The following is a 16,344-nucleotide window of genomic DNA, read 5'->3' on the forward strand; positions in this document are numbered from 1 at the left end:
CCACTGCGTCAGGCAAAAACGATCCGTCAGACGGCGAACAATAGCCTGGAGCGATCGTCCGACCAATTCTTTTAGCCTGGTGCAGCCGGATAAAAGTTGGTCTGACGACTTAGGCCTGCGCAATTTGTTCTATAAACCCCGTTAAGTCGTTGTCCAGCGTCACTTTTTTTGAAACATTGTAATTAAGCTAAATGGTTGCGTACGCTCCTCCTTATTGTTTTTTAGTAATGATGGCTTGGTTGGGATTTTCCAGTATTGCCCCAGCCCAAACCCAATTCACCGACGTCACCGACTCCGCTGGCATCAACCACGAGTTCGTCGTGCTGGAAGGTATGTTTGGCGGCGGTGCCTGTGTGATTGATTTCAATCAGGATGGCTTTGAGGATATCTATGTTACTGGCGGGACGGTCGATGACCAGTTGCTGCGCAACAATGGGGACGGTACGATGACCAATGTTTATGAAGGTTCGGGAATGGAGTTTACCCGCCACTTCGTTACCCAGGGTGTAGCGGGTGCAGACGTGAATCGGGACGGTTACGTAGACCTCTTCGTTACCACCATCACTTCCCGGGACAGCGCCCGAACGATCCCCCGTGCCCGTAATCTGCTGTTTCTCGGGCAGGCTGGTGGCACTTTCCGGGAAGTAACGGATACATTTGGCCTTACCCCCCTGTATTCTTTCAGCACCGGCGGAAGCTTCGGTGATTTCAACGGCGATGGCTGGCCGGACCTGTTCGTCGGCAACTACTTCATTGAATATGAGGGCAAGCTCAATGTCATCAGCGATGCCACCATCGTTGGGGCCAACCAGACGGCCAGAGATTATCTGTTGTTGAACGACGGTGGAAAAGGCTTCGTCAACGTCTACGACGAATATGGCATGGACCACCGGGGCTTTGGCTTTGGTGGCGTGTTTACCGATTTTGACAATGACGGGGACCAGGACCTTATCGTGAACAACGACTTTGGTTATAAGGCCGTCCCCAGTTTAGTGTATGAAAATCAGTACCCCAAGAAGAGATTTGTTGACGTTAGTGAAGACCTGGAGCTTGATTTACGGATCAATGCTATGGGGTCTGCCGGAGGAGATTACAACCAGGATGGGATGCTGGATTACTACATGACCAACATTCGTTTTAATCGGTTCATGGTCAGCCAGGGAGTGGGCAAACCGTTTAAGAATAGGACCAAAGAGGTAGGGATGAATTTTGTCGCCATCAGTTGGGGGGCGAATTGGGCGGATTACGATCACGACGGCGACCTCGACCTGTTTGTCAGTAACGGCGACCTGAATCCGAACTGCGTACCGATGGCCAATTACTACTACGATAACGTTGGCGATGGCTTCAACGAGATTGGAAAGCAAAATGGCACGGGAGATTACGGTATTGGCCGGGGATCGGTGCTTTTTGACCTGGAAAACGACGGTGACCTGGATATATTTATAGTCTGCCAGCGGCCGGTTTTGCCCAACTTTCCGGTCTCTTCGAAGACCAAGTTATTGCGCAACGATGCTGCCCCCGGCAACTGGCTGAAGGTGGCGTTGAAGGGTAAGGAGGCAGAAAGTCAGGGGCTGGGTAGCCGGGTGACGGTGTTCAGCAAGGGGCGGCAAATGATCCGGGAAATTGATGGCGGCGGTAGTAGCCACCTATCGCAAAACTCCGTCATCGCGCACTTTGGCCTCGGCGAGGAAACCGTTGCGGATTCGGTGCTTGTTTCCTGGACGGGTGGCGAACAGCAGTTGCTGACGGGCGTGGCGGCAAATCAACTCCTGGTGGTGGAAGAGGCGGCGCGGACGCAGGGTGCAGGGTTGGTTAAGTGGGGGCTGGGGGTAGTAAGCTTACTTGCGGTCTGCGGCGTGATTTTTGCCCTGCTGCGGAAGAAAAATTAAAGAGCAGGGTAAGAATACGTCGCTGGTACCAATAATGAGGCACAGGTCGGCCGACAAATCCTTTTGGCCTGACGCAGTCAGGCCAAAAGTTTGTCTGACGACTTTCAATTAATTCCTTATGCACCAACTAACCACCAGTATCATCATCAACGCCACCCCCGACGAAGTCTGGCTGGCCCTGGTTGACTTCCCCGGATGGGCTTCCTGGAATCCTTTCTTACGAGATATGGAGGGAGTGGCACTGAAAGGAGAACGTGTACGTGTTACCGTCAATCCGGACTACGAAACCCTCTTCGAAAGGATGCGAGACATTGACCCGGACAACATGATGGGAGATGGAGTCGTATTGAATAAATCCAGCAGCTTCAAGCCCCTGATTACCGCCTACGAGCCCGCAACACTGCTTCGGTGGAAGCAACGGCACTGGCTGACGGGACTATACCAGCAGAGCTTCCGGCTGGAAGCGGCGGGAGAGAGTGGGACCTTATTCACCAACGTGGTAGAAATGAGTGGTTTTCTCGTAAATATGGGATGGGAGGCCGCTATTCGGCCGATGTATTCAGGTGGGATGCAACTGATGAATGAAGGTTTGAAGCGCAGGGTAGAGGAGCCGGAGGCCTTTAACGAACAGCTATTTGAACTTAGGCGTTAGGGTGATCATCAAGGTCGCCGTCCCCTGCTACTTTCTACCTTACCTTGCACCTGCGGTCCCGCCTGATCTTAAAAAGCCTGAAAATGAAACACCTTATTCTGATTCCACTTGTCATTCTGTTACTAACCGGATGTAATGAAGAAGTTCCGCTAAGTTCCACTTCTCCAGAGGATTGGAGCAAGCGACGTGCGAAAACCCTCCCTGAAGGCGGCAGGGAAGGGGAGACCTACCTTTCCGTATACTCCGAAATTTACAGCTACACCGCCCATCGGAAATTCAACCTGACGGCGACCGTCAGTATGCGTAATATGAACACCTCGGATACGATCTACGTGCGTAGTGCATCGTACTTTGACACCGGCGGAGAAGCCGTAAGGGCTTACTTCGATCACCCTATTTTTATCCGGCCAATGGAGACCGTAGAAATAGTGATCGATGATACCGATCTGGCTGGCGGTACTGGCGGGAATTTCATTTTTGAATGGAGGAGCGACTCCACGGTCAATGCCCCGCTTTTTGAAGCTGTGATGATCTCTACGAGCGGACAACAGGGGCTTTCTTTTGTTACCCAGGGAGTTGCTTTGAAATAATATATCCCCATCTCGAAGTGGTTCGGTAAATTACGTGGCCCCGAGCACCCTTAAATGCTACCGATCACTAGACGAAAAAAAATACTCCCCTTAACTCACATTGGTCAGTTACGCCAGCATCATAGGGGTGTAAACTATCGAAGGGAGGTCGCTGTATTCAGCTCATACTTACTACTGTATAACGTTTTATTATTTATGCTTTTCGCAGCGTCTTCCCCCTTTTACGCTTTACTTTTAAACAATCTTTAGACCCTTTCCTTTCGCATAAGTACCCAAGGCCGTTCCTGGTGCTTGTAAACCGAAGTTCGCTGCACTGAATGTCAATGAGCCTACCCATAAGTTTGGAATCCAAACCTGCCACGGTGCAGGCGACTCCGGCTGAGGAGCTGCTAAGGCGGTGCGTGGAACAGGATCCTCGCGCGCAGCGCGAGTTTTTCAACCACCACTACCGCATGGTTTTAGGCATCGCAAGCCGTTACGCCCTGGACCAGCAGCAAGCCCGTGATTTCCTCAACCGAAGCTTCCTGAAAGCTTTCAGTTCCTTAACCCAATTCCGGGGTGACGGGGAAATTGGTGGCTGGTTACGGATGATTACCGTAAACGTCTGCCTGGCGCAGATTCGCACCAAACGAAACCAGTCTTATGCAGAGTTGCCAGAAACAGAAACCGAATTCCAGTCTCCTCAGGCCCTTCAGCAGTTGGCGCTTGAAGATCTGGTAGGGCTCATTCAACAACTGCCTCCGGTTCCCCGGGCAGTTTTTAACCTCACGGCAGTGGAGGGGATGAGCCACCGGGATGTTTCGCTGAGGCTGGGGATTAAAGAAACCACCAGTAGGTACCATCTGCGACAGGCACGGCTGCGGCTGCAAGCCGCCATTAACCATCTAAACCGATAAACATGGACCAGCACGAAAAAGACTGGCTCGATCTCGGCCGGCAATTAAAAGACTATTCTCCGGAAGGGAGTCCTGAGGAGGATTTTCAGGCATTTCAGGAACTGCAAAAGCAGCGATCAGATCAAAAGAAAGGAGGACCGGTGTTTTGGATTTCTGAAAACCTTCCCCTTTTAGTACTCCTCCCTTTGTTGGGCTTAATCGCCTTCAGCGTCGGAAAAGGCGAATGGGATCGATACCAGCGCAAAGCAGCCGCGCAACAAATGATTGTTGTTGAAGGTAAGGCCACGGATATTCGGCTACCTACAAAGGTTTATGGAGAGGTGCAAACAGCTGCCCATGATGAAACCGAAGCAATTCGAACCCAGGTGGGTACCATTGTTACTCCCGCTGAACTGAAACCTAGACCACCATTGGCGGCTAAGGCAGCCGATGGAATATCTCATCAAACGGAGTTAACTCCCGAAAAAGAGGTGGCAGTTGCCACGGCTGATGAAAAGCTAAGCCTTCCGGCTAATCCCGAAGCAATCGCTCCTTTAGTCGCCGTACTCCCCATCCAACCACTTAACCGGACTGATCTTGTGGTTGAGACGCTACCATTTGAGATACTGCTGGTTTCCGGCCCGGTTGCCGTTTCGTCCGTTCCCGCTCCCGTAGTTTCAAAGCACCCCACTAACCTACAGATTACGCTGGGCACGGGGCTTTCCAACCACTGGCGTGGCGCAAATTTCATGCAGGAGGTGGACCGGGGGATTTACGCCTACGTTGGTCTTAACCGCCGCCTGGGGCAACGCCTGGGGCTGGAGGGAAGGATCGGCTACCGGTCTCACGGTATGCGGCTACCGGTATTCAGTGACGTAGATGCGCCCTGGTCTTACCATAAGGAGGAAATTCATAATACCGGTCATATGGGAGAAGACCGGGCATACATCTATGAAGGTGTTGTGCAGGGGTATCAGGCCATGGAGTTTAGCCTCCTGGCCCATTATCAGTTGTTTCCTCGTCTGAGTATGAGTGGAGGTGTACGGTATTCACTGCCGGACCTTGCCTTTGAACGAACGGTAGTGGGCCCAGACGAGGAGAATCCTTTTTTCGAATTCATCGAAGGCCGGTCATTGGTTAAATACCAGGATTACGGTGCGCTGCTTGGTGCAGAATATCTCCTTAGCCGTCACCTGGCGATCGAAGTGGGACTCCACCTCGGCATGGTGGATCTGATTGATGACGCGGCGGCTGGCAGGACGCGGTTTAATCACTCTAGTTCTTTGAGTTTTGGGGTTAAGTACAAGTTGGAGTAGCTCCTTATATTCTACACGTCCCAGCACCAATCTCCACCCCATAAAACTCCGGCTCCTTACCGTAAGCTTCAGCGTAGGCGCCGGTCAGGAATTCCTGCAGGGCCGGGATGTCCGTTGTCCGGACTAAATTGATCGTACAACCGCCGAAACCACCACCCATAATGCGGGCCCCGGCAACGTCTCCACCAAAGGCACCAGTAGCCTGTTTCTGAAGGAAATCTACTTCGGGGCAGCTGACGGCGTAGTCGTCCCGCAGGCCGGCGTGCGTCGCATTCAGGAGGTCTCCGGCAGCCTTCACGTCTCCTGCTTTCAGGGCCTTAGCCATCTCCCGTACCCGGGCATTTTCTTCCACTACGTAGCGGCCGCGGTTGCGGACGACTTCGGGTAATTGCTCCGCAACGGCAGCAAACTGCTCAGGAGACGTTGAACTCAGGTTGGGGACGTCCGGGAAGGCGGTTTTAACCGCAGCGTAAGCTTCCGCACATTCGCGTACTCTTACCGGGTATTCGCTGCTGCCCAGTTCATGAGTAACCATGGAGTTGACCAACAGCCAGTCATAGCCAGGCAGCTTTGCACTGACGGGGGAGAATTCCAGGCTTTCACAGTTTAGCATAATTGGTCCTTCGGCGGAGCCGTTGAGGCTGGCGAACTGGTCCATGATCCCCGTAGGAACACCGATGAAGTTGTTGCTGCTGCGTTGGCAGAGCAGGGCCAGCTGCGGGCGAGAAATACCGGCTCCCAGTACCTGGTTCAACAGAAAGGCCATGCCGCCCTCCAGGGCGGCTGAGCTGCTCATGCCCGAACCCCGGGGAACGTTGCCACCAAATACGATTTCCATTCCGGGAACTTCGTGGCCCAGTAGTTGAAACTCGGCACAAATACCGGCCAGGTAGTCTACCCAAAGTTCGCCCGTTTTACCGGTTACCGGCAGGGGGAGGGTATAGCGCTGGTCGAGGTCAACTGCGTGCAACCTGAGTTCCGCAGCGTCGATCCGGCGGGCATAAAACTCAATGCCTTTATCAATGGCCGCCGGCATTACCCAGCCTCCGGTGTAATCGGTGTGCTCGCCGATGAGGTTGATTCGGCCGGGAGAATGGAGCCCTAAGGAGAATGACTCACGGGAGAGACCACGTCCGGCTAAGTAAGATTGTATATTGGGAAGCATAAGTTAGAAGCTAGAAACTAGAAGTTAGGAACCAGAGGTCTAGCTCCTAGTTTTCAGTTCCCCGGTTCCTAGTTTCTAGGTGCTGATTCCTAGATTCTATTCACTTTCGTCCATGGTGTGGAATACGTTACTGACGTCGTCGTCTTCTTCCAGCTTATCGATGAGGATAAGTACTTCTTCTACCTCCTCATCCGATAGCTTTTTGGTGTGCGTCGGAAGGCGTACAAGTTCGGCTTTGCTAACGTTGATGCCCAGCTTTTCCATTTCCGGACCGAAACCCGCAAAATCTTCGAAGCTGGTATAGAAAGAAACTTCGTCGTCCTCTGTCTCGATGCTGTCAAGGCCGGCGTCGATCAATTCCAGTTCCAGTTCTTCGAGGTCCTTACCTTTCAGGTCTTCAGTTTTAACGATGAACTGCCCCTTGCGGTTAAACATATAATCAACGGCACCATTTACGCCGAGACTGCCGCCGTACTTGCTGAACGCGTGGCGAATACTGGCCACCGTACGGTTGTTATTGTCGGTAGTAGCCTCAACGAATACGGCGATGCCATGAGGGCCGTAGCCTTCGAAGGTTACTTCCTCGTAGTTGGAGGTGTCTTTGTCCGTTGCCCGCTTAATGGCCGCATCTACGTTGGCCTTGGGCATGTTGACGGCCTTGGCGTTGTTGATCGCCAGGCGCAGTCGGGGGTTATAATCCGGGTCAGCACCACCTTCACGAATTGCGATGTTGATTTCACGACCTACTTTGGTAAATGCTTTGGCCATGCCGGCCCAGCGTTTCATTTTCGCGGCTTTGCGATATTCGAATGCACGTCCCATAGGGTAATATTTTTATCGGAGGGCAAAGATAGTCCAGTTGTCTGGTAGTCTGGTAGAGCTACCGCGATTTCCGTTCGCAGCGCTGCGCTTGCTCACCTCGGGAGGCTGTGGAACATTCACCCATTCTCTAATTCTTCCCTTCTCTTTTCGAGCGGAGCGAGCATCCACGCTATAACGTTCGGCAGCTCTACCAGACGACTAGACTATCTGCTACTAGATTAATAAGGGCGCGGCCGCAGGTGCAAAGAAAAGAACGAAGGAGCAAGGGGCCAAAGCCACCAGCAGTCTATGGCCGCAGGCCGCCAAACTAACTTCCTACTGTGACTTTGCTGCCGGAACCCGGTAGTTGGCATTAGCGAAATGGGGTATGACGTCCCAAAGGGTATGTTCCACGATGCCCCGGAATCCCTCCGGATGGCCATAATTATAAGTTCCCAGTAGAGGACCTTCCTCGAGGTAGGTGCCGTCTGGTTGGAGAATTGCTTCCATCGAGCCTCCGTCCTCTGTTTTGCTCAGTAACTTCAGGTTAGGGTTGTCTGGTTCGTAGGTGAAATTCAAGGTGTCGAGGGCCGTGCCGTAAGGTTTGGCTGGTGCAGGAATTGGATTGGCCGGTTGATGAAAAGCGTTCATGTGATGCGGGAGGCGAATCCATTCCCTGCCTTTGGTGTCCTGGTAAAGCGAGTCTTTCACTACGACAAGCGTACCCGTTGGTTTTTCGTTGTAATCGTTTCTGTTCAGATGCCAGCGGGATTGGCCCATGGTCCAGATTATCGCGAGCAAGAAAACCAGTAGGCTGAAGAAAGTGGTCAGGCGACGCTTCATGGAAGGGGATTTGCCTAAAGCTACCAAAAATAGTGAGCCCAAAGGGCTCGAATTTTAATTGCCCCGGGTGAGGCAGTATGCCGGAACCTGGGGTGATGGGTAAGTCAGGTAACGTATCGGCGCGCAGCGCCGCAACGGGTAGATTACGCCCTCACCCCGGGCAATTAAAGTTCGACCACTTCGTGGTCACTAATTCAGGAAGTACTACAGATGACCCTCACGACCGTACCACCACCATCCCCTGTTCCAGCGGATCCAGCGCCTCAATCAGCGCGGGGAACATAGCTTCCCCTTCTTCCAGGTAAACGTTCAGAAAGTTGTCCTTCCGCTCCTGAAGGCTATTACCGGGAAAGAGTTTGGCGCGTAGTGCCCGGATGGTGTCCATTGCTTCCTGATACTTCTTCTTTTCGATCCGCCGGAGGCGGGACTCGAACTGGGCAATGATTTTCGTTTGGCGGGTGCCTTCAGCCAGGGCTGCTTTTTCCAGGGTAGGGTCGATGGCCTTGGCCTTGGCGGCCAGGGAGGCGAAGAGGCCGTTGAGTTGTTCCCATTCGGCTTCCAGGGAGAGGTCGTTGGGGCTTTCTCGCGCTACGTAGTCGCGGATGATCAGATCGTCATGGCGGAAGAGCTGACGAAAATCCAGCTGTATTTTATCCAGCTGATGTTGGCTTTTTTGATCTACCCAAACGACGGAGTTCCGCCGGATGAGCATGGGGAAGTTCAAGCCAAAGGCCGCAAACTGTTCCTTCCGCTCCAGCCAGTAAGCCAGTTCTCCGCCACCGCCGATGTAGGCGAGGTTGGGAAAGATCAATTCCTGGAACAGCGGCCGCATCACCACATTGGGGCTGAAGCGTTCGGGGTGTTCCTGAAGTTCCAGTCGGAATTCGGCTTCGGTCCAGAGGTTCGTAGTGTCGAGGGCGCCGTAGTTGCCGTCCTCAAAGACGATCCGGTCCCGGCGCCCGGGGCTTAGGTAGAACAGGTTGATGTCGCGGGCATGTGCCTGGCCGGAGTACCCGGCTGCGGTCAGTTCCGCCTGTGCTTTTTCGATCAGGGGCTGGCTGACCTGTTCAAAGATTTCCCGCTCCATCATTGGCCGGAAAGCGGCCTTGAAGGCCGGTCGGCTGGGGTTGGAAATCACCAACTCAGTGTCCTTGAAGAGGTCGTGGACAAAGTGTAGCGTGGCTTCACCATAAGTACGATCGCCGGAGTATGCTTTCTCAATCCGGTCGTAAATGCCGAAAGGGGTGAATTCGCCTCCGAGCAGTCCTTTCAGCGCGGTAAGCGCAGGTTTCAGGTCGTCGATGGACATGGCTCCGACGGAGCCCCCGGGATGTTGCTTGTTCCACTCCACCTTTTTTCCCTTTATCCGGGCGTGGTTGATCTCCTCAAAGTCATGGTCCTCTCCACCGATGATGAAAACCGGGACAACGTGCTGATCGGGATACTGCTCATTGAGTTTCCTGGCCAGGTTGATCGTGGAACAGATCTTGTAAATGAAGTATAACGGACCAGTAAAAAGCGAGGGCTGGTGGGCGGTGATGACCGTCCAGGTATTGCCGTTCAACAAACTTTGCACCTGCGTCCGCGCCGTATCTGCCTGATCCAGCCCTGTGTATTGTGCCAGTAATTCGTCCACCAGAAGTTGCCGGTTTGTCTTATCGTTGGCCTTGTCCTTCATGACCTCGGCAAACGCCTGGAGCGTAACCGGATACTTGAAAAAAGGCTTTAGGTCGGCAGCACCGGTGGCGTAGGCCACGTCGCGCTGCGAAAACTGAGGAACTTCGGGAAAAGGGATCCGATCGATTTGCATGAACTGGTTTGCTGGGTGGTCAGGCGGGATAACCCCGGGAGGGGGGCGTTAGTTTAACGAAAGGTGGGGGTAGTAGGCAAAAATGCCGCTCCAACCAAAATGACAAAAAGCCATACAGGTTGGAGCGGCAAATCAATAAATACCAAAAAATGGCGTCTGTCTTAGTTCCTAGTCGCTATAATTACGCAGGTAGTACTGGTATTCGTAGAGTCGACAGTAGTAACTTCCCGGACGGATAATTCACGACCAGTCAGGGAACCATTTAGTACGATTGAAAGACCGCTTCCGGTCGCGTTGGCGGTCAGGTCACAGCCATCGAAGGGCAGAGCCCCGAATTCCGTCTGGACGGTTGCGGTCTGATAAGATACCAGGATATTGGCGGCGCCACTGGCCGCAATGGTTACCGTTACATCTTCGACGGCGCCATCACAATCGACGGTTCCGGAATAGGTGCCGACCCAGTCGGTTTGAGCGCAAACATCAGTTATGCCGTCATCATCATCTGCACAGGCAGCGATGGATAGGATGGCGAAGAAAAGGAAAGCAAATTTGAATTTTTTCATATTGGTTGGTTGGTTTGAAAAAATATTGGGGGTCGATTCAAAATCTAAAATTGGCCTAAGAAGGCAGGGATTCCGTGGTAATGAACCATCTGGTATGGCTATTATTGCAGGGGAGTGTTTTTGTTTTTGGCCAATCTGTGTTAATATTTAGAGCTTATGGACTCAACTGCCTGCTGTAGGGCAGTCAGGTCTACATCATTTTTCTAACGGAGAAGAAGAAAATCTAAGGAGGTAGGCAGAAATGTGGTGTAATCCAATCGCGCCATTATATTGGCTTGAGTGCCAGTGGCACGGCTTCGTCGTTCTGGATCACGCCACAGGCGCTAAAACCATTGTTCAATAGATTGTTCCCACGGCTAAAATCTGTACACCCTTAGCTAAACTTCCAACCTGTATATTGCAACCTGCAAATAAAAATCGATCCATGTCAAAATACATCCTCTCCCTGGACCAGGGAACCACCTCCTGCCGCGCCATCGTTTTTAATCATAACGGAGACATCGTGGCGACCGCACAGAAGGAATTTACCCAGATCTTCCCCCAATCTGCCTGGGTAGAACACGATGCAAACGAGATATGGAGTACCCAGTTTGCCGTGACGCAGGAGGTGTTGGTAAAGGCGAAGATCAAATCTTCGGATGTAGCCGGCATCGGCATCACCAACCAGCGGGAAACCACGCTGGTGTGGGACCGCAAGACCGGTGAGCCGATCCACAATGCCATCGTATGGCAGGATCGGCGTACCGCTACCTTTTGCGATGAGCTGAAGGCTCGCGGACTTGAAAAACACGTAAAGGATACCACTGGCCTGGTTGTTGATGCCTACTTCTCCGGCACCAAGATCAACTGGATACTGAACAACGTGGCGGGCGCGCGTGCCCGCGCCGAGGCTGGCGAACTCGCCTTTGGTACCATGGACAGCTGGTTGGTATACAAACTGACCGGTGGCAAAGTACACGTTACCGACGTCACCAACGCCGGTCGTACGATGCTCTTCGACATCCGTAACCGAAAGTGGGACGAAAAACTGATAAAGGAACTCGACGTTCCGGCAAGTATGTTGCCTGAGGTAAAGGGGAGCAGCGAAGTGTACGGACACACGGAGGAAGGTCTCTTCTCCACCAGTATTCCTATCGCCGGCATGGCCGGCGATCAGCACTGCGCCCTCTTCGGCCAGGCTTGCTTCGAACCCGGGCAAGCTAAGAATACCTACGGTACGGGCTGCTTCATGCTGATGAACACCGGTACAGAAGCGGTTGCTTCAGACAACGGATTGTTGACGACCGTAGCCTGGGAAGTGGATGGCGTAATGGAATACGCCCTTGAAGGTTCCGTTTTCATTGCCGGTGCGGCCATCCAATGGCTCCGTGACGGACTAAAGATCATCGATGAAGCGCCCGACAGCGAATTCTACGCCCGCAAGGTGAAAGACTCAGGCGGTGTGTACGTTGTGCCAGCCTTCGCCGGCCTCGGCGCACCTTACTGGGACATGTACGCCCGGGGGGCCATCTTCGGCCTCACCCGTGGCACGGAGAAAGCCCACATCGTCAGAGCAACGCTGCAGAGCCTGGCCTACCAGGTCCGCGACGTCCTCGATGCGATGCAGAAGGACTCCGGCGCTGACCTTAGCACCCTCCGAGTAGACGGTGGTGCTTCCAACAACAACTTCCTGATGCAGTTCCAGGCCGATATTCTCGGTACCAATGTGGAGCGGCCGGAAGTGGTGGAGACTACTGCGCTGGGCGCTGCTATGTTGGCGGGCCTTGCCGTTGGTTTCTGGACAAAGGCTGACCTTAAGAAGACGTGGCAGCTGGACCGCCGCTTTTCGGCGGAGATGGAGGAGGAGAAGCGGCAGAAGCTTTACAGCGGCTGGCAGAAGGCGGTTAAGCGGAGCATGGCCTGGGAAGATGCGGAGTAGGGGCGCAGCAGTAAAATGAATACATATGGGTTCCGACTTCATAGCAATCATATGGTTTTAAATCTTAATCACAGGGCTTAGATGAAGAAAATCACTATTGTAGGCGGAGGCCCTGCTGCACTAATGCTCGCTGCCCAGCTGGACACGAAGAAATACCAAGTGACACTGTGTGAAAAGAAAAAGACAGTGGGCCGGAAATTTTTAGTAGCGGGTGAGGGTGGATTGAACCTGACTTACCAATCAGACTTAGAAGAACTCATCTCTCAGTATTCCCCAAGTGAATTCATGGCTCCTGTTCTTCGACAGTTCACTAATGAAGATCTGATGAGCTGGCTTGATTTTCATGGGGTATCTACCTTCGTTGGATCAAGTAGCCGGGTATTTCCTGCTTTGGAACTCAAGCCGATTGAGGTACTCAATAAGATCGTAGAATACCTGGTAACCAGGGGGGTGAAATTTCAGACAGACACAAAATGGGTGGGTTGGAACGCGGAAGGAAACCTGAGTTTCGAAGGTTTCAATGATGCTGCGTCTGACCTGGTAGTATTTGCTCTGGGAGGAGCGAGTTGGAAGGTGACTGGTTCTGACGGGGAATGGCGTACAGCCTTTGAAAAGCGTGGGGTGATTGTTCGACCATTTAGCGCAGCGAACTGTGCTTTTGGTGTAGATTGGGATAAGAACTTTGTAAAAACGCACCAAGGGAAGCCTCTAAAGAATATTGGGTTGAGGTATAAAGAACATTTCTCAAAAGGAGAGCTGGTTATTTCCGAATTTGGTCTTGAGGGTAATGCTATTTATGCCTTAAGCCAAAAGCTTCAGGAAGGACTCCTTAACGAAGAACGGGTAGTCGTTCATTTGGACTTAAAGCCAACCATGACGGTTGCTCAAATAAGGGCCAAATACAAGCGGTCTAAATTAACCAAAGTGACGGAGGTTTTAAAAAAGGACTTGAACCTTGACCGTACCTCCATCGGACTGATAAAACAGTTTACGGACAAAAGCACATTTTTAGATCCCGACCTACTTGCGAAATCCATCAAATCGATCCCCGTTATTATCCAATCTGCGGATGAATTGGATAAAGCTATTTCGACCTTAGGCGGTATTACTTTGGAGGAGATGGATGAAAATTTCCAGATTAAGAAAATACCTGATGCTTACGCTATTGGGGAGATGTTGGACTGGTATGCACCTACCGGCGGCTACTTATTGCAGGGGTGCTTTAGCATGGGGTTTGCCCTGGCCAAGCACTTAAACGAGTTGGAAGTAGTCAATGAATTGGCGTGATCGGCTTGTATATACCCAAACCGCCAAGGCCGTCCTCCAGAAGTCGAAACCGGGAGTTCCATCCAGCGCTACCAAAGACTAAGCCTATTGGATGAGCTAAAATATTGGGTTGTGTAATTGAAAATCAAGGTGTTATATCTTTACACTGAATTTTATTTAGCCTACCAGACAGGTAGTTCTGCCTAAAACACAAATCGTTCCTTGCAACCACCAGCTACGGCCTTGGCCCCAGCCGGAAATGGTGGCCCTGGCGGCCGTTGAAAAATGCAAACTGTATGAGCCACTACTTGTATAGGATGCAAGTAGTTGTGAAAACACATTTTAGAGGCCAGGCGCTTCTTACTTCAACTCCAAACTAACGTGAAATACTGCGTCTCCCCGATTAACAATCGGTGCGATGTTCACGCAAAAAACGTAGCAATCGAAGGGCGCGTAAACTTTGCGTTCGAAGGAACCGAAAGGATCAGTAATGACGCCCATGACCGTCTTTTTCGTTACCCAGGTTCCATTCTCAATGTGCACGTGGAACATGCCGGAGTGAGAGGCCCGGAGCCATTTCGATTTGGCGATAATTATGGAGGGGTCCCGGGGCAAAGCCTTAAAGCTTTTCATCTTCAGGAAGCGAAGCACATTCCTGGCCCCTTGCACGCCGTATTGGATGGCCTTTTCGTCGTAGAGCATAGACTTTCCTCCTTCAAAGAGTAAGGCTGTTTTACCCAGTTCTTTGAAGGTCTCGCGCAAAGACTTTGAGATGGTTTTCGACTGTACAATGAAGGGAGCATTGAAGACTTTGGCCAGTTCCAAAGTCTTTTCGTCATCGAGCATGCAGCGGGTTTGTGCCACGTTCACCCGGTGGCCTCCTCCGGAATGAAAGTCAAGCACGTAATCAACGTGCGGGGCAATGTCTTTTTTGAATTGAAAGGCAAATTGGCTGGCCAAAGAACCTTTTGCGGAACCAGGGAAAACGCGGTTCAAATCTCTCCCATCAGGAAACTTTCGGGAGAGATTTAAAAAGCCAAAAATATTAAAGACAGGAATGCTGATGATGGTACCTCGGGTAGGTTTGTTGATTTTATTCCTGATGATCCTCCGAACGATTTCCACGCCGTTGATCTCATCGCCATGTACGCCGCCAAGCAGCAAAACCACCGGACCGTCTTTTTTAGCTCGTTCAATAAATATTGGCACCTTTATACTGTTCCTGGTATGCAGCTTTGCCACGTCAAAATCGAGGACTTTGCTTTCCCCCCGTTGAATTTCGACCCCGAGGATAGAAATCTTGTCTTTATACGTTTCGCTCGACATAGCGGATGATTTTCCTGGCAATATCTTTCCCGGTAGCTTTTTCGATACCTTCCAATCCGGGAGAAGAATTTACCTCCAAAACTAAAGGTCCGCTCTTAGATTGAAGCATGTCTACGCCAGCTACACCCAGGCCCATCGCCTTGGCCGCAATCAGGGCAGTATTTTGCTCCTCTTCGGTTAGCTCGATGATGTTCGCACTACCACCCCGGTGCAGGTTGGAACGGAACTCTCCCTCCTTACCCTGGCGCTTCATTGCGCCCACAATTACACCGTCTACGATGAAGGCCCGGATGTCAGCGCCTCCAGCTTCTTTGATGAATTGCTGCACGATAATTCTTGCTTCCAGGCCATTAAAGGCTTCCATGACCGAACCCGCCGCATTCTGGGACTCTGCCAAAATAACGCCTAACCCTTGCGTACCTTCCAGCAACTTAAGAATTACGGGAGCTCCACCAACGGAGTCAACGATGTGCTCAACGTCTTTAGAGAAATTGGTGAATATAGTTTTGGGCAGACCGACGCCGGCACGCGCCAATAGTTGCAAACTTCTGAGCTTATCCCTCGACCGGATCAAGGCCTGAGATTCTACCGCAGAAAATATTTTCATCATCTCGAACTGTCTCACTACCGCAGTGCCATAGAAGGTCACCGAGGCGCCAATCCGTGGGATGACGGCGTCCACATTCTCCAGGTAGCCTCCTTTATACCATACTTTAGGCTTCTTTTTTTCAATTTCTATGTTGCACTTCAAATGATCAACTATCAGCATTTCGTGCCCTAGTTTTTCACCTGCTTCCAGCAGCCTTTTAGTAGAGTACAAATTGGGCTGACGGGACAGGATGACTATTTTCATTATTTTTTATTTGAATCTGATGATTTCAATTTATGCGAGAGATCTGTTTTGGCGGGGTCTACGATGAATCGCTTCATCAGGAACTTGCGTCCGATCAGAATAGGAAACTTCATCTCTCCCCGCTCACTGAGTGAAAGATCAATGGGGTACTCTACCCCGAAAAGCACAATGTTAGTTTTGATCACAAAACGCTTCTCCGAACCGCCAAAAGAATTTTTCACGGACTTTTGCCTGAAATTCTCTGTTGATAATTCCCTGCTTTCGTATTGCTTATACGAAGGATCGAGGAGGGTGAAGAATAAGACCTCTTTGCCATCTACCTCTTTTGTTCCTATCTCGTGACAGTGAATCGCTGAAGTGTAGGCACCAGTGTCCATTTTTATATCGACGCTGTTTAATTCTAAGCCAGGAAAATCAGCTTTATCCTTCCTGCCTATCGTTTGTTTTTTGGTCAATTGGTTTTTGTTATTTGGC

15 protein-coding genes are annotated in these 16,344 nt (G+C 51.5%); 7 read left to right on the top strand and 8 right to left on the bottom strand.

The genetic code is table 11. The features are described from left to right. Positions 1 to 230: 230 nt before the first annotated feature. The 5 genes from B036_RS0110450 to B036_RS0110470 all read left to right on the top strand — a co-directional run bounded on the left by B036_RS0110450 (position 231) and on the right by B036_RS0110470 (position 5,325). Entirely contained in the window at positions 231 to 1,892 is a 1,662-nt protein-coding gene (locus B036_RS0110450) for a CRTAC1 family protein (RefSeq protein WP_406603397.1), read from the top strand. Positions 1,893 to 2,010: 118 nt separating this feature from the next. Continuing rightward, positions 2,011 to 2,544: an SRPBCC domain-containing protein gene (locus B036_RS31935; RefSeq protein WP_020568661.1), complete on the top strand. Its 534-nt coding sequence runs from the start codon at positions 2,011 to 2,013 to the stop codon at positions 2,542 to 2,544. 83 nt (positions 2,545 to 2,627) lie between these two features. Continuing rightward, a complete protein-coding gene (locus B036_RS0110460) occupies positions 2,628 to 3,134 on the top strand; it encodes a DUF3124 domain-containing protein (protein WP_026231867.1) in 507 nt (168 codons plus the stop codon). Positions 3,135 to 3,457: 323 nt separating this feature from the next. After that, the gene (locus B036_RS0110465; RefSeq protein ID WP_020568663.1) at positions 3,458 to 4,030 is read left to right on the top strand and encodes an RNA polymerase sigma factor; all 573 of its coding nucleotides are present in this window, start codon (positions 3,458 to 3,460) and stop codon (positions 4,028 to 4,030) included. Between the two features lie 2 nt (positions 4,031 to 4,032). Next, positions 4,033 to 5,325, top strand: a complete 1,293-nt coding sequence (locus tag B036_RS0110470; RefSeq protein ID WP_020568664.1) for a porin family protein — start codon at positions 4,033 to 4,035, stop codon at positions 5,323 to 5,325. Between the two features lie 4 nt (positions 5,326 to 5,329). Here B036_RS0110470 and galK read toward each other — a convergent pair whose 3' ends face one another. The 5 genes from galK to B036_RS0110495 form a co-directional block, all read right to left on the bottom strand. Further along, on the bottom strand, positions 5,330 to 6,490 hold the full coding sequence (galK, locus tag B036_RS0110475; RefSeq protein ID WP_020568665.1) for a galactokinase: 1,161 nt from the start codon (positions 6,488 to 6,490) through the stop codon (positions 5,330 to 5,332). A 96-nt stretch (positions 6,491 to 6,586) separates the two neighbouring features. After that, positions 6,587 to 7,312 carry a YebC/PmpR family DNA-binding transcriptional regulator gene (locus B036_RS0110480; protein ID WP_020568666.1) on the bottom strand — a complete coding sequence of 242 codons (726 nt, stop codon included), beginning with the start codon at positions 7,310 to 7,312 and terminating at the stop codon, positions 6,587 to 6,589. 315 nt (positions 7,313 to 7,627) lie between these two features. After that, positions 7,628 to 8,134 carry a hypothetical protein gene (locus B036_RS0110485; RefSeq protein ID WP_020568667.1) on the bottom strand — a complete coding sequence of 169 codons (507 nt, stop codon included), beginning with the start codon at positions 8,132 to 8,134 and terminating at the stop codon, positions 7,628 to 7,630. Between the two features lie 217 nt (positions 8,135 to 8,351). Further along, positions 8,352 to 9,944 (bottom strand): bacillithiol biosynthesis cysteine-adding enzyme BshC, encoded by a 1,593-nt coding sequence (gene bshC / locus B036_RS0110490; RefSeq protein ID WP_020568668.1) that lies wholly within the window; start codon positions 9,942 to 9,944, stop codon positions 8,352 to 8,354. A 161-nt stretch (positions 9,945 to 10,105) separates the two neighbouring features. Next, positions 10,106 to 10,507: a hypothetical protein gene (locus B036_RS0110495; protein ID WP_020568669.1), complete on the bottom strand. Its 402-nt coding sequence runs from the start codon at positions 10,505 to 10,507 to the stop codon at positions 10,106 to 10,108. Between the two features lie 424 nt (positions 10,508 to 10,931). Here B036_RS0110495 and glpK point away from each other — a divergent pair, with 424 nt between their 5' ends. Both glpK and B036_RS0110505 read left to right on the top strand, forming a co-directional pair. Next, positions 10,932 to 12,425 (top strand): glycerol kinase GlpK, encoded by a 1,494-nt coding sequence (gene glpK, locus B036_RS0110500; protein ID WP_020568670.1) that lies wholly within the window; start codon positions 10,932 to 10,934, stop codon positions 12,423 to 12,425. 81 nt (positions 12,426 to 12,506) lie between these two features. Next, positions 12,507 to 13,712 (top strand): BaiN/RdsA family NAD(P)/FAD-dependent oxidoreductase, encoded by a 1,206-nt coding sequence (locus tag B036_RS0110505; protein ID WP_020568671.1) that lies wholly within the window; start codon positions 12,507 to 12,509, stop codon positions 13,710 to 13,712. 339 nt (positions 13,713 to 14,051) lie between these two features. Here B036_RS0110505 and B036_RS0110510 read toward each other — a convergent pair whose 3' ends face one another. From B036_RS0110510 to B036_RS0110520, 3 genes are read right to left on the bottom strand one after another with little or no spacing between them, the layout of a single operon-like run. After that, positions 14,052 to 15,017 carry a succinylglutamate desuccinylase/aspartoacylase family protein gene (locus B036_RS0110510; protein ID WP_020568672.1) on the bottom strand — a complete coding sequence of 322 codons (966 nt, stop codon included), beginning with the start codon at positions 15,015 to 15,017 and terminating at the stop codon, positions 14,052 to 14,054. Beyond that, complete coding sequence (rimK, locus tag B036_RS0110515; RefSeq protein ID WP_020568673.1) at positions 14,998 to 15,870, bottom strand: 30S ribosomal protein S6--L-glutamate ligase; 873 nt, start codon at positions 15,868 to 15,870, stop codon at positions 14,998 to 15,000. Before rimK ends, B036_RS0110510 begins: the two co-directional genes overlap by 20 nt. Then, positions 15,870 to 16,325, bottom strand: a complete 456-nt coding sequence (locus B036_RS0110520; protein WP_026231869.1) for an ATP-dependent zinc protease family protein — start codon at positions 16,323 to 16,325, stop codon at positions 15,870 to 15,872. The genes rimK and B036_RS0110520 overlap by 1 nt, the downstream gene beginning before the upstream one ends. Positions 16,326 to 16,344: the final 19 nt, after the last annotated feature.

Source organism: Neolewinella persica DSM 23188, from assembly GCF_000373105.1.
Classification (GTDB): domain Bacteria; phylum Bacteroidota; class Bacteroidia; order Chitinophagales; family Saprospiraceae; genus Neolewinella; species Neolewinella persica.